General features: G+C 69.2%; 15 protein-coding genes. 10 read left to right on the forward strand and 5 right to left on the reverse strand.

Going from position 1 to position 16,640, the window contains the following annotated elements:
- Nucleotides 1-132: 132 nt before the first annotated feature.
- Nucleotides 133-1,113, forward strand: a complete 981-nt coding sequence (locus tag C8K36_RS06050) for a methylenetetrahydrofolate reductase (RefSeq protein WP_107983435.1) — start codon at nucleotides 133-135, stop codon at nucleotides 1,111-1,113.
- A 3-nt stretch (nucleotides 1,114-1,116) separates the two neighbouring features.
- Here the strand turns inward: C8K36_RS06050 and C8K36_RS06055 are convergent, their stop codons facing one another.
- From C8K36_RS06055 to C8K36_RS06075, 5 genes are all read right to left on the reverse strand, one after another.
- Entirely contained in the window at nucleotides 1,117-2,280 is a 1,164-nt protein-coding gene (locus tag C8K36_RS06055; RefSeq protein ID WP_107983436.1) for a glycosyltransferase family 2 protein, read from the reverse strand.
- A gap of 10 nt (nucleotides 2,281-2,290) precedes the next feature.
- Nucleotides 2,291-2,968 carry an LppM family (lipo)protein gene (locus C8K36_RS06060; protein WP_107983437.1) on the reverse strand — a complete coding sequence of 226 codons (678 nt, stop codon included), beginning with the start codon at nucleotides 2,966-2,968 and terminating at the stop codon, nucleotides 2,291-2,293.
- Between the two features lie 92 nt (nucleotides 2,969-3,060).
- Nucleotides 3,061-3,870, reverse strand: a complete 810-nt coding sequence (locus C8K36_RS06065; RefSeq protein ID WP_107983438.1) for a carotenoid biosynthesis protein — start codon at nucleotides 3,868-3,870, stop codon at nucleotides 3,061-3,063.
- Nucleotides 3,867-5,495, reverse strand: a complete 1,629-nt coding sequence (locus C8K36_RS06070; protein ID WP_107983439.1) for a phytoene desaturase family protein — start codon at nucleotides 5,493-5,495, stop codon at nucleotides 3,867-3,869. The genes C8K36_RS06065 and C8K36_RS06070 overlap by 4 nt, the downstream gene beginning before the upstream one ends.
- On the reverse strand, nucleotides 5,492-6,112 hold the full coding sequence (locus tag C8K36_RS06075) for a GNAT family N-acetyltransferase (protein ID WP_107983440.1): 621 nt from the start codon (nucleotides 6,110-6,112) through the stop codon (nucleotides 5,492-5,494). Before C8K36_RS06075 ends, C8K36_RS06070 begins: the two co-directional genes overlap by 4 nt.
- Nucleotides 6,113-6,294: 182 nt before the next feature.
- Between C8K36_RS06075 and C8K36_RS06080 the strand changes: the two genes are divergently transcribed.
- The 9 genes from C8K36_RS06080 to mraY all read left to right on the forward strand — a co-directional run bounded on the left by C8K36_RS06080 (nucleotide 6,295) and on the right by mraY (nucleotide 16,639).
- A complete protein-coding gene (locus tag C8K36_RS06080; RefSeq protein WP_181319453.1) occupies nucleotides 6,295-6,765 on the forward strand; it encodes an SAV_6107 family HEPN domain-containing protein in 471 nt (156 codons plus the stop codon).
- Between the two features lie 238 nt (nucleotides 6,766-7,003).
- Nucleotides 7,004-7,441: a DUF3040 domain-containing protein gene (locus C8K36_RS06085; RefSeq protein ID WP_107983441.1), complete on the forward strand. Its 438-nt coding sequence runs from the start codon at nucleotides 7,004-7,006 to the stop codon at nucleotides 7,439-7,441.
- Between the two features lie 524 nt (nucleotides 7,442-7,965).
- Complete coding sequence (gene mraZ, locus C8K36_RS06090) at nucleotides 7,966-8,397, forward strand: division/cell wall cluster transcriptional repressor MraZ (RefSeq protein ID WP_107983442.1); 432 nt, start codon at nucleotides 7,966-7,968, stop codon at nucleotides 8,395-8,397.
- A gap of 206 nt (nucleotides 8,398-8,603) precedes the next feature.
- Complete coding sequence (rsmH, locus tag C8K36_RS06095) at nucleotides 8,604-9,614, forward strand: 16S rRNA (cytosine(1402)-N(4))-methyltransferase RsmH (protein WP_107983443.1); 1,011 nt, start codon at nucleotides 8,604-8,606, stop codon at nucleotides 9,612-9,614.
- A 3-nt stretch (nucleotides 9,615-9,617) separates the two neighbouring features.
- Nucleotides 9,618-10,301 (forward strand): hypothetical protein, encoded by a 684-nt coding sequence (locus C8K36_RS06100; RefSeq protein WP_107983444.1) that lies wholly within the window; start codon nucleotides 9,618-9,620, stop codon nucleotides 10,299-10,301.
- The gene (locus C8K36_RS06105; protein ID WP_258195131.1) at nucleotides 10,298-12,190 is read left to right on the forward strand and encodes a peptidoglycan D,D-transpeptidase FtsI family protein; all 1,893 of its coding nucleotides are present in this window, start codon (nucleotides 10,298-10,300) and stop codon (nucleotides 12,188-12,190) included. Before C8K36_RS06100 ends, C8K36_RS06105 begins: the two co-directional genes overlap by 4 nt.
- Before the next feature lie 179 nt (nucleotides 12,191-12,369).
- Nucleotides 12,370-14,016, forward strand: coding sequence for a UDP-N-acetylmuramoyl-L-alanyl-D-glutamate--2,6-diaminopimelate ligase (locus C8K36_RS06110; protein ID WP_107983805.1), 1,647 nt, complete (start codon nucleotides 12,370-12,372; stop codon nucleotides 14,014-14,016).
- Nucleotides 14,013-15,548: a UDP-N-acetylmuramoyl-tripeptide--D-alanyl-D-alanine ligase gene (locus tag C8K36_RS06115; protein ID WP_107983446.1), complete on the forward strand. Its 1,536-nt coding sequence runs from the start codon at nucleotides 14,013-14,015 to the stop codon at nucleotides 15,546-15,548. The genes C8K36_RS06110 and C8K36_RS06115 overlap by 4 nt, the downstream gene beginning before the upstream one ends.
- On the forward strand, nucleotides 15,545-16,639 hold the full coding sequence (gene mraY / locus C8K36_RS06120; protein ID WP_107983447.1) for a phospho-N-acetylmuramoyl-pentapeptide-transferase: 1,095 nt from the start codon (nucleotides 15,545-15,547) through the stop codon (nucleotides 16,637-16,639). The genes C8K36_RS06115 and mraY overlap by 4 nt, the downstream gene beginning before the upstream one ends.
- Nucleotide 16,640: the final 1 nt, after the last annotated feature.

The raw sequence follows: 16,640 nt of genomic DNA on the forward strand, positions 1-16,640 counted from the left end.
TTCGCGAAAAGCCTCCCGACCAACCTTAGTGGGCGCGTCGCCGGGCGCGTCGAGCGCTGCCCGGGTCCCGGTTCGTGGGACGGGTATCGACGCGATGGGGGCCGACCGGGGTGCTGAACCTATGCTTGACGGGTGACATTCGATGCCGTCCGGGGGCGCAGCAGCGCGGGTTTCGTTACCCAGACCCCTTCGATCGTGGACCGGATCCGCTCTTCCGAATCGTCGAAGACCGGTCGGATCCCCTTCTCCGTCGAGTTCTCGCCGCCCCGCGACGAGGCTGCCGAAGCGCGTCTGTGGCGCGCCGTCCGGGAGTTCGAGCGGTTGGGCCCGGCGTTCGTATCGATGACCTACGGCGCCGGTGGTTCGACGCGTGACCGCACCGTCCGCGTGACCGGCCAGTTGGCGGAGGACACCACGCTGCTGCCCGTCGCCCACCTGACGGCGGTCGGGCACAGCATCGACGAACTGCGCTCGATGTGTGGCGCGTACGCCGACCGCGGCATCAGCAACATCCTCGTCCTGCGCGGCGACCCGCCGGGCGACCCGCTGGGCGAGTGGGTCAAGCATCCCGACGGCGTCGAGTACGCGGAAGAACTGGTTCGGCTCGTCCGCGACATGGGTGACTTCCATGTCGGCGTCGCGTCGTTCCCGGAGGGCCACTACCGCGCGCCGGACCTCGACCACGACACCAAGTACCTGGTCTCCAAGCTGCGTGCCGGCGCCGAATACTCGATCACCCAGATGTTCTTCGATGTCGAGGACTACCTGCGACTGCGCGATCGCGTGTCGCTGTTGGACCCTGAACAGGGCGCGAAGCCGATCATCCCCGAGATCATGCCGATCACGTCGCTGCGGTCGGCTCGGCGCAGTCTCGAACTGTCCGGCTCCAGCCTTCCCCCAGTGCTCGAAGAGCGCCTCACCCGCGCCGCCGGCGACGGACCTGAGGAGAACCGGGCCGCCGTGCGCGAGATCGGCATCGAGGTCGCCACCGAGATGAGTGAGCGGCTCATCGCGGAGGGCGCCCCGTGCCTGCACTTCATCACGCTCAACTTCGCCCGGGCCACCGGCGAGGTTCTCGCGAACCTGGGAATGTCGGCGTCGGCTGCAGTCTGACGGTCAGGTCAGTTCCCGGTCCTTCCAGCGGAGCCGCCCGCGGCGTCGGTCGCGGTGCGACGCCGCGACCAGGCGGACGAACGCGGCGATCGACAGTGGGTGCGCGGCCGCGTCGGCGAGATCCCGCACGCCCGGCATCGAACCGGACTCGACCGCGCGGGCCGTGAGGCGGGAGACCGTAGCCGCCCCGAAACCCACCGCGCCCCACCCGCGGGTGCGGCCGCGTCCGAACACCATGGCGAGCGGGGGCACCGCGTAGGTGAGAGCGATCACCGACGTCGCGGCGGCCGCGCCGGCGGGAGAACCGAACGCCGTCCAGAGCCACCGCGTGTACCCGTCGTGCAGCGTCGTCGCGTCCGTGTACATGCGGCAACGCGCCCGATCCTGGGCTGCTGCCACGACGGTGCGGCCTCCGCGGCGGCGCAGTGCGCGCGCGATGTCGAGATCCTCGGTGTGGCTGCCGGCGACGGGTGCGTGACCACCGAGTCGAAAGTAGGCCGCCGCGTCGAACGCCAGGAACTGCCCGCACGCGACGACGGTGGACGGGCGGGTGCTGCGGTTGGCGACGGCCACCGGCAGCGTCGAGAACCACGACCAGCACAGCAGCGGCTGGATCAGACGCTCGACGGGCGTCTCGGCGTCCTGCCGCGGCCAGGGTGAGACGAGGTCGGCGCCGGTGTCACGCAGTTCGGTCACCGCTGCGGCCAGCGCGTCGGGCGCGAGGCGGACGTCGGCGTCGAGAAAGACGAGCACACCCGGACGGGCGGGGTCCATCACGCGGACCGCCTGGTTGGCGCCCGCGTGGCATGCTGCGTTCTTCCCGACCCATCCGGCCGGGGGCGGGCCGGCGCTGCGGACCAACGAGAAACGTCTGTCGCCTGCGAACGTCGCCGACGCGACCTCGGCGGTGCGATCGGTGGAGTCGTCGTCGAGGACGATCACCCGCAGGGTGTCGAGCAGGGTCTGATTCCGGAGGTCCGCGACGAGATCCCCGATCCGGCCCTCCTCGTTCCGGGCAGGCACGACGACGGTGACGGGCTCACCGACCGGGCGTGCACGGAGTCGGGGAATCGTGCAGGCGTTGACGGCCGCGATCGCGGCTCCCGCGAGGGACACGAGGGCGGCCGCCCGGGTGGCCCACAGAGGCAGGCGTAGTGGAACGTACATCGGGTACGCGCTATCGGTTCGAGGTCTCCAGCGGCTGGTCTCGACGCGGGCGCGGTGGCGTGGTGCGATTGCGGTGCAGCCACGCCATTCCGCCCACGATCAGCGCGACACCGATCGCGACGCCCGCCGACATGCCGGCCCAGCCGGCGAAGCTGCGGGTGCTGGGATCGGCGTAGCGGACCTCGGCGCGCAGGGTGCTGACCTCGCCTGCCGGCAGCTTCCACGTGACCGTCGAATCGCCGTCACGCGTGCCGTTGGTGGTGGCGACCCGGGCCGGGAACGCGATCGTGAACTGGACATCGGTGCCCTGCGCCGGAACGTCCTCCAGATCGATGCGACCGTTGAGACTCACCAGGTCGCCGGCGCGCTGCAGTGACAGATCGAGAACCCCGGCGGTGTCGCCGGACATCGATGCGAGATTCTGCACCTCGCCGAACGACAGTCCGCTGAAGAACACCTGGGTGCCGACGTAGCCGTCCTTGTCGTATTCCTGCACCCGCATCCGATCGGCAAGCGAATCGGGTGGCGTCAGCTGCGGGCCCTTGTCGTTGTCGTCCTTCGGCACGGTGGCCGCGACGATCTGCCCCGACACCTTGTCATCCGCCGAGACGCCCATCGACACCTGCACTCGCAGGCAACCGGCCAGCAACGGCATGAGCAGCAGTGCCAGGGCCGCGGCGCCGAGCATGCGAACGCGGCTACGCGGACGTCGGGAGGGCCGGGAGGTCACGGGGGAGGGCGGCTGCACACCGATCATCGTGCCAGGCACAGAGATACGTGTCAGGTGGTAGGGGTGTTGTCCAGTTCGGCGCGGCGTGTGCGGACGAGATCCGCAAGCAGGGGTACCCCCAGCACGCCCATCGCGATGCCTCCGTAGATCGCCGAGTAGCGCAGCTCCGGCGCGTCGAGGAACACCGCGTGCGCCAACGCGGACCCGAGCCACGTCCACAGGAACAGCGCGATGGGAACGACGTCGGAGGAGTGGGGGGACGGACGCGTGCGGATCCGGCGGTCGAGCCGATCCACCAGGACGGCCATCACGGCGGCGGCCAGCAGCCAGCCCGCGTAGTTGGTGAGCGGAATGTGCGCGACACCGGGCAGCCCCGCATCGGTGACGCACCACTGCCATTGCCCGTCCGCAACCATCTGCGGGTCGAGGTACAGATCCCAGCCGACGACGCCGACCGTCGCGAGAACGATGCGCAGCACGCGACGGCTCGTCAGGCGTGACGCGACGCACCACACCGGGTAGAAGCCTGCGGTCCACGCGAACGGTACGACCAGCGGGACGTCGGCGATCGACCAGCCCAGGCGCCCGGTCGCGTACTCGTAGCAGCCGTACGGGATTCCGGTCGCGGTTCCGACCACCTCCGAGAGCAGCCCGACGCCCGCGGTCACCGCGACCATGCCGGCCGCCCAGAGCCTTCCGCGCACCGCGACCGCATGCAGGATCGACGCGGCTGCGAGCAGTGCCACGACCGCGACCGTGACGGCGTCCCGGGGACAGCCGTCTACCAGCGGGTAGACGATCTGGGCGCCGACCGCGGCGACGGCGACCACCGCGGACGCGCGCCGCACCGCAATGTTCACCGGAACGTCTTGCGCAGCGCCCGTCGTAGGCGCCCGCCACTGGCGTCCGACAGCGCGATCCGGGCCGCGCTGCGGCCACTCGCTCCGGACACGCCGCCGCCCGGATGCGTCGAGGCACCCGTCAGGTAGAGGTTCGCGGCATCCGGCACGCGCTGTCCCGCGAGTTCGGGGATCGGACGCCACAGCATCATCTGGTCGAGGGACATCTCCACGTGCATGACATTGCCGCCGAGCAGACCCATCTCGCGTTCGATGTCTGCCGGTGTCTGCACGTGGCGGTGCCGGACACTGTCCGCGAACCCGGGGGCGAGCGCGTCGACACCCGCGATGATCCGGTCGGCCTCGCTGTCGCCGAGCGTCGCCCAGTCCCGGCCGCCCGACAGCCGGTACGGGTGCCACTGCGACCACAGGGTCACCTGGTGCTCGCCGGCGGGGGAGATGGTGGGGTCGATGCTGCTGAAGCTCATCGCGAGCACCGCGGGCTCGGGCGGCAGTTCGCCCGCGAGCGTGGCCCCGTGTGCCGCGCGCAGTTGTGCGCGGTCGGAGACGAGCAGTTGCAGCCCCGACGTCGTGGTCGTCGCCGTCGCGTCGGTAGGGGCGCTCGGGTACGACGGCAGCGCGTCGGTTCCCAGACGCAGCACCATCCCGATGCCAGGGCCGACCCGGATCCGGCGCCGCCAGCCGTCGAGCGTGGCGCGGTCGTAGCCGCCGCGTTCGAGCAGGTCGAGGGTGGTGAGGATGTGACAGCCGGCGACGACGTTGCGTGCGCGGATGTGCCGGCCGGATTCCGTGACGACGGTCCAGTCGTCAGTGCCCCGGCGCAGCTCGGCGACGCCGTCTCCGAGGCTGACGGTCCCGCCGTCGGCGGTCAGCCGCGCGGACAGTGCTGCGGTCAGGGCGCCGCTGCCGCCGACCGCGCGACCGGGCGGCAGCGTGTGCATGAGGGCCGCGAAGCCGACCATCGGCGCGGTGCCGGGCTCCGACATCGGGGGACCGGACTGGGCGCCGAACCAGGCCAGCGCGGCCTTGAGTGGTTCGCTGTCGAAGTACTCGTCGAGCAGCGCGTCGCCGGACGTGAGGAACTCGCGGGACAGGGCCGCGCCGCCGTCGCCGGTGTCGAGTCCCCAGAACGAACGCAGCAGGTGACCACCCGTGGGCGGCGCCGAGAACGCGCGCATCACCCGCTCGGCCCGGGGCGCCCACGTCCCGACGAAGCGCCGGTACGCGTCCGCCTCGGCGGGACCGCAGGACTCCTCGATCGACCGGCACGTGCGATCGAGGCTGCGGTGGAAGACGATTCCGGGTCGGTCCGAGCCGGGTGGTGCCGGCGCGAACGCCCACGGATCGCAGTCGATGTAGCGCAGCCCGTGGGCGGCGAGATCGAGTTCCTCGATGATCCCGGTGTGCCGGATCATGATGTGTGCCGACGACCCCCGGTCCACCTTGTGGCCGGGGAAGCGTTCGACGGTCGAGACCGCGCCGCCGAGGACGGTGTCGCGTTCGAGTACCTCGACGGACCATCCGTCGCGTGCGAGGTAGCAGGCGGAGACGAGGGCGTTGTGTCCCGAGCCGACCACAACGGCATCGAGGGGTGCGGCGGCGGACCGGCCGGGTTCCTGCGTCACAGCGGCAACCCCCGCCCCAGCACCGCGAACGGACGACGGTCGCCCGCGAACGTGAAGTGCCGCACGACGTCCTGGAATCCGGTGCGCCGGTACAGGCGCCACGCGCGGTTGTCCTCCTCGGACACTTCGGGCGTGGACAGCAGGACGCCCCGCTCCGGGCGGTCGGCGAGGAGTCGGTGCAGTAGTTGCTCGCCGAGGCGGTGTCCCTGCGCGCTCGGATGGACGTGCAGTTCCGTCAGTTCGAAGTAGTTGCCGAGGACGTACTCGATCTGGTCGCGGCCCCATCCCGTCGCCGACATGCCGTGGCGGACCTGTTGCTGCCACCACTGGTCGGGTGCACCGCGGTACCCGTACGCGATCGCGACGAGGGGAGCAGGCCGATCGGGATGCTCGGGGTCCGGGCGGACGGCGCCGACCGCTCGCCATCCGGCGCGCTGGGTGTGTTCGGTCCACAGCGGTGCTCGGTGGAACTCGGTGCCGCGCGGATATCCCATTGCCGCCACATAGATCGACAGTGCCTCGGGCAGACGAGCGCGCATGTCGGATACCGACAGGTCGACGACGACCGGCATCGGGCCCGGGTTGGTACCGGGGCTCTCGCCGGGGTTCGCATCCATGAGTTGGCTCACCCTCTTCTCTCTTGACGACGTGTCGGTGGGGCCAGCTATATTGAATAGGTCGAACGCATGTTCGATATTGGTGATCCGGCGATGCCGGTGATGTTCGAGGGAAGCGAACATCATCGGCATCGCCGGTCCCGAGGTTCGTACGGCTGGGAGGTGGGCGAATCGTGGCGAAGATGCAGACGCGGGGCTCGGGAGTCGGGGCGGCGGCAGGCTTCAGGGGTGGGGCCTCGGTGCGGGGGCCGCTGTCGGCGCCGGCCAAGGCGGTGAACTTGCTGCGGCGGGCCGACGCACTGCTGTCGGAGGCCGCCGGGGCACCGAAACCTGCCGATCGATTCTGCTCTGCATATGTCGGGGCACTGCGGGGAGCGGCGGCGGTGCTGGCTGCAACCGAAGGGTCGGCGGCGTCGGCAGGATCGGCCGGCGGGCGCCGACCGAAGTCGCGTAGCGCGTGGGTGTTGATGGCCCGCGCCGAACCGATCTTCGCGGGATGGTCGGACTACTTCGCCGGGTGTTCGTCGCTGCGGGCCGATCTCGAGGCCGGGATCTCGCGGATCGTGCACGCCGACGAAGCGGATCGCTTCTACGTCGAGGTCGGGCGGTTCCTGTTCGAGGTGGAGGACTATCTCGGGGCAGGCAGGGGATAGATTGCGAGGGGTCTCCTCGTTCGGATCTGGTCGCGTGTGATCTGGTGATTCCGGACACCTCGGGGCAGTGATCGATCGCGGTGCCCCAGTTGGTCACCTATTCGATGAGAACTCGTCGATGGAGTAGGTGGTGGGTGGCTGGTTCTACTCGTATTATTGAATCCAGGTAACCGCCAGTCCGTTACCCGCCTCTCCGCACCGCGGTGAGGTGCCAACTCTTAGTGCCGGGGGAGGTACCGTGCCACTCTCCGAGCACGAGCAGCGCATGCTCGATCAAATCGAGAGCGCTCTCTACGCCGAGGATCCCAAGTTCGCGTCCACAGTGAGGGGCGGGCGCATCCGCGTCGCGTCCAGCAAGCGTCGCTTGCAGGCGGTGGCCCTGTTCGTTCTGGGTCTTGTCCTTCTCATCGTGGGTGTGGCTGTCGATGTGTTGAGGTTGGGCGATTTCCCGATCGTCAGTGTGGTCGGATTCGTCGTGATGTTCGGTGCCGGTGTTCTCTTCCTCCTCGGTGGAGGAAAGGGACATCTGGCGGCGGTTCCCGATGGGGACGCTTCGGCTTCCGGTGCGGCGGAATCGCGTGGATCGCATCCGCGCAAGTCGCACGGAGGCAAGAAGTCCGGAGGATTCTCGTCGCGAATGGAAGATCGATTCCGGAAGAGATTCGAACAGGAGTAGGTGCCGAAGGCTCGCTACTCGAACGGCGGCGGCGCGACCTCTCGGTCGCGCCGCCGCCGTTTCTGTTGCAGTGCGGCCGATCGTGGCGTCACCGGCAGGGCCACTCCGGCGTTTCCATCGAATGCCCCACGCTCTCCCACCCGCATCTCCCACGCTCTCCCACCCGCATCCCCCACGGCTCCCCACTCGGCGTCGGCGTGGTGGGGGCGACCCTTGCAGGGGGCGCCGTTCGGGCCCTGAACTGCAGTTTTCGGTAGATCGACGTGCGGGCGCGGGGGAGGCTTCGGTGGCCCCTTCGGGTGTTTGCGATCACCCTCGAAAGTTCCCCCACTTTCACCCATGCGTGTGAACTGCAGTTATCTGTCGAAACTTGTCAAATCGGGGCTCGGTTCGGATTCGTTGTGGGGGAAAGTGGGGTACTGTGGTGAACAGCGGATCGTGGGAACGACCCGCGAGAAGGCCGGGTCGCACCAACCGGTGTCGACCCATACGTTCGCCACAGGGCCCCGGCGGGAGGTGTCGAGATGTTTCTCGGTACCTACACGCCGAAGCTCGACGACAAGGGGCGGCTCACGTTGCCCGCGAAGTTCCGGGACGCGCTGGCTGGAGGGTTGATGGTCACGAAGAGTCAGGACCACAGCCTCGCGGTGTACCCCCGTGAGGAGTTCACCGCTATTGCACGCCGCGCGGCCGCGGCTTCCCGCACCAGTCCGGAGGCTCGCGCATTCGTGCGTGGACTCGCGTCGGGAACCGAGGAGCAGTACCCCGATGGTCAGGGCCGGATCACGCTGTCCGGTGACCACCGTCGCTACGCGGGGTTGTCGAAGGACTGTGTGGTGATCGGTCAGATCGATTTCCTCGAGATCTGGGACGCCCGAGCGTGGGAGTCCTACCTCGCGGAGCACGAAGAGAGTTACTCGCAAGCCAGAGACGAGGCGCTCGAGGGGATCTTCTAGCCCCAGACGCCATCGGCGAGTGCCGCGAGGCCTCTGTCCGAGGGTGACCCTGACGCACTTCCCCAGCGCCAGGTTCGCCACCGGGACCCTGACGCACTTCCCCAGCGCCAGGTTCCCCGATCGGGCAGGGACCTCGAGGCATTCGCCCTCCCGAAGAAGACCGTTCGCGAGTTGTGTAGCACCACCCAAGAAGAGTCGGAGGAGACATGGTCGACGGCGAGGACGGCAAGCGGTCGGTCCCCGGCGAGTTCGGTCATGTTCCGGTGCTGCTGAATCGCGCCGACGAACTGCTGGGGCCCGCGATCACCGCGACGAACCCGCGCGGCGAGGGCGCGGTCATGATCGACGCGACACTCGGCCTCGGCGGGCATTCCGAGTATTTCCTGCGCACTTACCCCGGCCTGCACCTCATCGGTCTGGATCGTGACCCCGAGGCCCAGCGCATCGCGTCCGAACGGCTCGCGCCCTACGCGGACCGAACCACGTTCGTGCACACCCGGTACGACGGGATCGTCGACGCGCTCGAGCAGGCCGGACTCGATTCCGCCGGGTCGGTGCACGCGATCCTGTTCGACCTCGGCGTCTCGTCCATGCAGCTCGACGAGGCGGACCGCGGGTTCGCCTACTCGGTCGATGCGCCGCTGGACATGCGGATGGATCCCACGACCGGAATCACGGCCGCCGAGGTCCTCAACACCTACAACCACGGTGATCTGGCCCGGATCCTCAGCACCTACGGTGAGGAGCGATTCGCGGGCCGTATCGCGTCAGAGGTGGTGCGGCGTCGCCAGAAGCAGCCGTTCACCACCAGCGCTGCACTGGTCGAGCTCATCTACGACGCCATCCCCGCGGCCACGCGCCGTACAGGTGGGCATCCGGCCAAGCGGACCTTCCAGGCTCTGCGGGTGGAGGTCAACGGCGAGCTCGACTCGCTGCGCGATGCGATCCCCGCTGCGCTCGATGCGCTCGCCGTCGGCGGCCGAGTCGTCTTCATGTCGTACCAGTCGCTCGAGGACCGCGTCGTCAAACAGGAACTCACCCCGCTCACGAAATCGAAGACACCCGAAGGGCTTCCGGTGGAACTGCCGGGCATGGGCCCGGAGTTCAAGACCCTCACCCGCGGCGCGGAACGTGCGTCGGAGGCCGAGATCGAGGACAACCCGAGGGCGGCACCTGTCCGCCTGCGGGCAGCGGAACGAATCGCGAGGAAGGCGTAGCGCATGACTGTGCAGATGACTCCTGTCGGTGTCGGCTCCGTGCGTCTGCGCCGCTCCGGCGCTGCGCAGCGCGCCTACGAGCGTCGCCAGCAGCGCGCCACCGTGGCGGGGCACCCGTCGGCGGCGGATTCCCGGTTCGTCTCGGTGTCGACGGTGCCGAAGGACGTCGTGGCTCGGATCCCGTTCGTCGCCGCCATCATCGGACTGCTGTGCCTCGGGCTCGCGGCCACACTGCTGCTCACCACTCGTTCCGCGGAGGACTCGTACGAGCTGGCGAGTGCCCGCGCGCACAACCAGAGTCTGCTCGAGCAGACCGCAGCACTCAAGCGTGATGTGGAGGCCGGCAACTCGGCGCCGATCCTCGCGCAGAAGGCTGCCGAGCAGGGACTGATCCCGGCGCGAGACCCGGCCCGTCTGCTGCAGTCGTCCGACGGCTCGGTCCAGGTGGTCGGCACGCCGAAGCCCGCAGAGGGCAAGCCCGTCGCACCGCTGGATCGCGAGCCGGCGCCGACGGCTGCTCCCGAGCGCACCCAGCAGCAGGCGCGCACCACCTCTCCGACCGCGACTGCCGCGACCCCGCCCGCCGCCACGCCGCAGCCCGTCAATGACGGTCGCATCCAGGCGCAGGGTGAACAATTGACGCCTGTGACGGTCATCACGCAACCCTCGGTGGGCGCGCGCCAGTGAGCGGCTCCGCTCCTGCTCCGCGGCGTCGCCGGCCGGCACCCCCGCCTCGACGTCCGAAGCGGGGGCGCAAGTCGGCCGTCAGGCGCGGTGATTCCTTCGAGTTCCGTCTCCGTGGCGGACGCCTCGTCATGCTCGGCGCTCTCGCCATCGTCGCGATCCAGCTTCTCTGGGTCCAGGGCATCGCCGCCCCCCGACTGTCCGCCGAGGCTGCCAATCAGCGCACCACCACCGTGACGTTGCCCGCTGTGCGTGGCACCGTCGTCGATCGCAGCGGCAACAAGCTGGCTTACACGCTCGACGCGAAGGCACTCACGTTCCAGCCGGTCGCCGAGCGCAAGAGGCTGGCGGAGGCGCATGCGAAGGACCCGGACAAGCCCGAACCCGACGCGCGCCTCGAGAAGATCGCGAAGGGGATCCACGAGCGGCTGGGAGACACCGTCTCCGAGAGCGACCTGCTCGACAAGTTGCGCAGCGACGACTCGTTCGTCTACCTCGCGCGCAGCGTCGATCCGGCGATCGCCGCCGACATCGGCGACGAGTTCCAGGAAGTGGGACTCGAGCGTCAGGACATCCGTGAGTACCCGGGCGGGTCACTGGCCGCGAACGTTGTCGGGGCGACCGGGTGGGACGGGCACGGACTTCTCGGTCTGGAAGCCTCCCTCGATTCGACGCTGGCAGGACAGGACGGGTCGGAGACCCACGATCGAGGCTCCGACGGGGCCGTGATCCCGGGCAGCCGCCGCGATCTCACGGAAGCCGTCGACGGCGCCACGGTCGAGCTCACCCTGGACTCCGACCTGCAGTACTACGTGCAGCAGCAGACGCAGCAGGCCAAGGATCTGTCGGGCGCGAAGAACGCGTCGGTCGTGGTCCTCGACGCGAAGACCGGCGAGGTCCTCGCGATGACCAACGACGGCACTTTCAACCCCGCGATCGGGGTGGGTAACAACCCGCGCACGGCCCAGATGGGCAACCTGCCGGTGAGTTCGCCGTTCGAGCCGGGGTCGGTGAACAAGATCGTCACGGCCGCTGCGGCGATCGAGTACGGGCTGACCACGCCGGACGAGGTGCTACAGGTGCCGGGCACGATCCAGATGGCCGGAGTGTCGGTCAAGGACGCCTGGGCGCACGGTGTCGTGCCCTTCACCAGTACCGGAGTGTTCGGCAAGTCGTCGAACGTCGGCACGCTGATGCTCGCGGAACGTATCGGTGAGGAGCGGTTCGCGGACATGCTCCATCGATTCGGCCTCGGGCAGGTCACCGACGTCGGGTTGCCCGGCGAGAGTGCCGGCAACGTTCCGGCCCTGGAGGACTGGTCCGGCGGTACATTCGCGAACCTGCCGATCGGTCAGGGTCTTTCGATGACGCTGTTGCAGATGACGGGCGTGTACCAGGCGATCGCGAACGACGGAGAGCGGATTTCGCCGCGGATCGTGAAGTCCGTCGTGGAGGCGGACGGCACGCGCACCGACACGGAACGTCCCGAACCGGTGCGCGTCATCAGCGAAGAGACGTCGCGCACGGTGCGGGACATGTTCCGCTCGGTCACCCAGAAGGATCCGATGGGATACCAGCAGGGCACCGGTCCGCAGGCTGCGGTGGAGGGGTACCAGATCACCGGCAAGACGGGCACGGCCCAGCAGGTGGATCCGGCGTGCCGCTGCTACTCCAACTCGAACTACTGGATCACGTTCGCCGGGATCGCGCCGGCGGATGATCCGCGCTACGTGGTCGGCATCATGCTCGACGCGCCGTCGCGGGGAATCGACGGCGGCGGAGGACAATCGGCCGCCCCGCTCTTCCACAACATCGCATCGTGGCTGCTGCAGCGGGACAGCGTTCCGATGTCGCCGGATCCGGGTCGGCGGTTGGTGTTGCAGGCAGACTGACGAGGCTGACTGCGTGACGATTCCCACGGACCCGCGGGTGCCGGGCACGGTGACTCGTGCGGAAGGGGCCGCCGCCGGTAATCTGACATGTCGATCATCGCGCGAATCTTCGCGTGACGATCCGCGAGCGAAATCCGCCGGACAACCGATCCGACCCGATCCGAGAGGACCTACTGCCTGTGCATGCGAGTCCGCAGCCGTCAACGCCGGACCCGGCGGCAGTAGATGGTCTGCGACCGGAGAACCCGCCGTCGACCGTGCTGTCCGATCTGGCTGTTCTGATCGGCGCCCGAGTCGAGTGGATCGGACGAGGGCTCGCCGACGCCGGACGGGTGTCGGGCGTCGAGTTGCGGGCGCAGGCCGTTCGTCGTGGTGACTTGTTCGCCGCTCTGCCGGGTGCGCACACTCATGGCGCCGAATTCGTCGTGTCGGCCGTCGACGCGGGTGCGGCCGGTGTGCTGACCGACGATGCCGGGCTCGAGGTGCTCGCCGAACGCCTCGACGGAGGGGACGTGTCGCTGCCGGTGCTGGTGCATCCGGACCCTCGGCGGGTACTCGGCGAGGTTTCCGCGACCATCTACGGCCGTCCCTCGGAACACCTTCAGGTCATCGGTATCACCGGCACGTCGGGCAAGACCACGACGTCGTACCTCGTCGAATCGGGTCTCACCGCGGCCGGACGGACTGTCGGGCTGGTCGGCACGATCGAGACGCGCCTCGCGGGGGATCGGGTGCCGAGTGCCTTGACCACGCCGGAGGCGCCTCAGTTGCACGCGCTGTTCGCGGCGATGCGTGAACGCGGAATCGACACCGTCGTGATGGAGGTGTCGAGTCATGCGCTGGCGCTCGGGCGGGTCGACGGCGTCCGCTTCGCGCTCGGCGCGTTCACCAATCTGTCGCAGGACCACCTGGATTTCCACAAGGACTTCGACGACTACTTCAATGCCAAGAGTCGGCTGTTCGCGGCCGATTCGGCGGTGTGTGCGCAGCGTGCGGTGGTCTGCGTCGACGACCGGTGGGGTGCCCGGATGGCGGACATCGCCCGACAGGCGCACCCCGAGAATGCGGCCGCGGTCGAGACCGTGACCACGCACCCGACCACCGCCGACTGGACTGCCACGGCGACGTCGGCGTCCGACAGCGGGACCCAGGCCTTCACTCTCACCGGACCCGACGGTGCGGCCCGCGCCGCGACGCTCCGACTGCCGGGCCACTACAACGTCGCCAATGCAGCCCTCGCGGCTGCCATCTGCTCGGCGGCGGGTGCCGACATCGACGCGGCACTGACCGGTATCGCAGCGGTCGACGTTCCGGGCCGGGTGCAGCGGGTCGATCGTGGTCAGGACTTCCTTGCAGTCGTCGACTACGCCCACAAGCCCGCGGCGCTCGAGGCCGTCATCGAGACCCTGCGCGGTCAGACCAAGGGACGGATCGCCGTCGTGGTCGGCGCGGGCGGTGACCGTGACCGCGGGAAGCGTCCGCTGATGGGGGAGGCCGGCGCCCGCGGCGCGGACCTGCTGGTCGTCACCGACGACAACCCGCGCAGCGAGGACCCCGCAGCCATTCGCGAACAGGTTCTCGCGGGTGTGGCGGCAGTTCCGGAGGCAGACCGCGGCGAGGTCCGAGAGATCGGTGACCGGGGGGAGGCAATTGCCGCGGCGGTCCGTTGGGCCCGCTCCGGCGATGTCGTTCTGGTGGCGGGGAAGGGCCACGAGGCGGGCCAGGAGGTCCACGGGGTGAAGTACCCATTCGACGACCGCGAGGTCCTGGCAGAGGCGATCGCACTGATCGCCCCGGAGAACCCCGCACACGGAGGAAATGCATGATCCCGATGACGCTCGCCCAGATCGCTCAGGCGGTCGGCGGGACGCTCCACGACGTCGACGATCCGTCGGCAACCGTCTCGGGAACGGTGGAGTTCGATTCCCGCAAGGTGACCCCACAGGGGTTGTTCCTGGCGTTGCCCGGTGCGAACACCGACGGACACGACCACGCGGCCCGGGCGGTCGAGGCCGGTGCGGCGGCGGTGCTGGCTGCGCGCCCGGTGGGTGTGCCGGCGATCGTCGTCGAACCGCTCGGCGCGTCCGGCAGCGGTGCGCTGGCGCTCGAGCACGACACGGACGGCTCGGGTGCCGCGGTGCTCGAGGCTCTCGCGAAGCTGGCCCGCGCGAGCGTGGATCGGCTCACTGCGGAGTCGGGCTTGTCGGTGATCGGAGTGACCGGGTCGTCCGGTAAGACGTCGACGAAGGATCTGCTGGCGGCAGTGCTGTCGCCGCTCGGGTCCGTCGTCGCCCCGCCCGGTTCGTTCAACAACGAACTGGGACACCCGTGGACGGCGTTGCGCGCCGACACCGACACCCGTTTCCTCGTCCTGGAGATGTCCGCGCGCGGTCGCGGACACATCGCGGCGCTGGCCAGGACGGCACCGCCGCGCATCGGCGTCGTGCTCAACGTCGGCACCGCGCATCTGGGCGAGTTCGGGTCACGCGAGGCGATCGCGGAGACGAAGGGCGAACTGCCGGCATCGCTGCCGTCAGCGGCCGACGGCGGTGTCGCGGTGCTCAACGCCGACGATCCGCTGGTCGCCGCGATGGCGCAGCGCACCAAGGCGCGGGTCGTGCTCGTCGGCTTGTCCGGCAACGCCGACGTGCGCGCCACCGAGGTCCACCTCGACGATCAGGCCCGCGCCAGCTTCACGCTCGAGTGCTCGGCGGGCTCCGTCCCGGTGACGCTCGCTGTGCACGGCGAGCACCATGTCGGGAACGCGCTCGCTGCCGCGGCTGTCGCGCTCGAATGCGGCGCCACCCTCGACCAGATCGCGGCGGCGCTCGGCGCGGCGGCACCCGTGTCGGCGCGCCGGATGGATGTCCGGGACCGTGCCGACGGCGTCACCGTCGTCAATGACTCGTACAACGCCAACCCGGATTCGATGCGCGCCGCGATCAAGGCGCTGGTGTCGATGGCCCGGTCGGGTCGCGGCCCGGCGCGCCGAAGTTGGGCAGTCCTCGGTGAAATGGCGGAGCTGGGCCCAGAATCAGTGGTCGAGCACGACGCGATCGGACGGTTCGCCGTGCGCCTCGATGTGACCAAGCTGATCCTCGTCGGACCGGGCCGCCCCGTCCGCGCGATGTACCAGGGAGCGGTGATGGAAGGTTCGTGGGGTGACGAGGCGATCCACGTGCCGGACGGTGCGAGCGCGATCGCGCTGTTGGAGCAGGAACTGAAGGCCGGTGATCTGGTGCTGGTGAAGGCCTCGCAGTCCGTCGGGCTCTGGGAGGTCGCGGACGCCGTGCTTGCCGCACCGGTGACGGACTCGGCGCCCAGCGACCGGTCCAATGACGAGGGAGCGCCGCTGTGAGGCAGATTCTGTTCGCGGCGGGCATCGCGCTCGCTGTCTCCATCCTGCTGACGCCGGTTCTGATCAAGGTCTTCTCGCGGCAGGGCTTCGGTCAGGAGATCCGGGTCGAGGGTCCGGCGAGCCATCAGTCCAAGCGCGGTACTCCCACGATGGGCGGCGTCGCGATCCTCGCCGGAATCTGGGCGGGCTACTGGGGTTCGCACCTGATCGGGATCGGTTACGACGCGGAGGGTCCGACGGCGTCGGGCCTGCTGGTGCTCGGTCTGACGACCGCGCTCGGCGCGGTCGGCTTCCTCGACGACTTCATCAAGATTCGCAAGCAGCGCAATCTTGGCCTGAACAAGACGGCCAAGCTGGTCGGCCAGCTCGTGGCCGCGGTCGTGTTCGGCATCCTGGCGCTGCAGTTCCGTGGCGGCAACGGTCTGACGCCCGGCAGCGTGCATCTGTCGTACGTGCGTGACATCGCGACCGTGAGCATGGGTTCGATCGTGTTCATCCTGTTCGTCTATCTGCTGGTCAGTGCGTGGTCGAACGCGGTGAACCTCACCGATGGTCTCGACGGTCTCGCCGCGGGATCGATGAGCCTGGTCCTGGGCGCCTACGTGATCATCACGTTCTGGCAGTACCGCAACGCGTGCACCGGCGGCGCGGGCAGCCTCGGGCCGTCCAAGGGCTGCTACGACGTCCGCGATCCGCTCGACCTGGCACTGCTGTGTGCTGCGGGTGCCGCGGCGTGCATCGGCTTCCTGTGGTGGAACGCGGCTCCCGCGAAGATCTTCATGGGCGATACCGGTTCACTGGCTCTCGGCGGCATGCTCGCGGGCCTGTCGATCACCACCCGCACCGAGCTGCTGATGGTCGTCATCGGCGCGCTGTTCGTGGCCGAGGCCGCGTCGGTGGTGATCCAGGTGGCGGTGTTCCGGTCGAGTCGTCGCCGCGTGTTCCGCATGGCGCCGTTCCATCATCACTTCGAACTCGGCGGCTGGGCCGAAACCCAAGTGATCATCAGATTCTGGCTACTGGCGGCGATCGCGTCGGCGATCGGACTGGCGCTGTTCTACAGCGAGTACCTAGCAGCGATCGGGGACTGAC

The organism is Rhodococcus sp. OK519 (assembly GCF_003051005.1).
Classification (GTDB): Bacteria; Actinomycetota; Actinomycetes; order Mycobacteriales; family Mycobacteriaceae; genus Prescottella.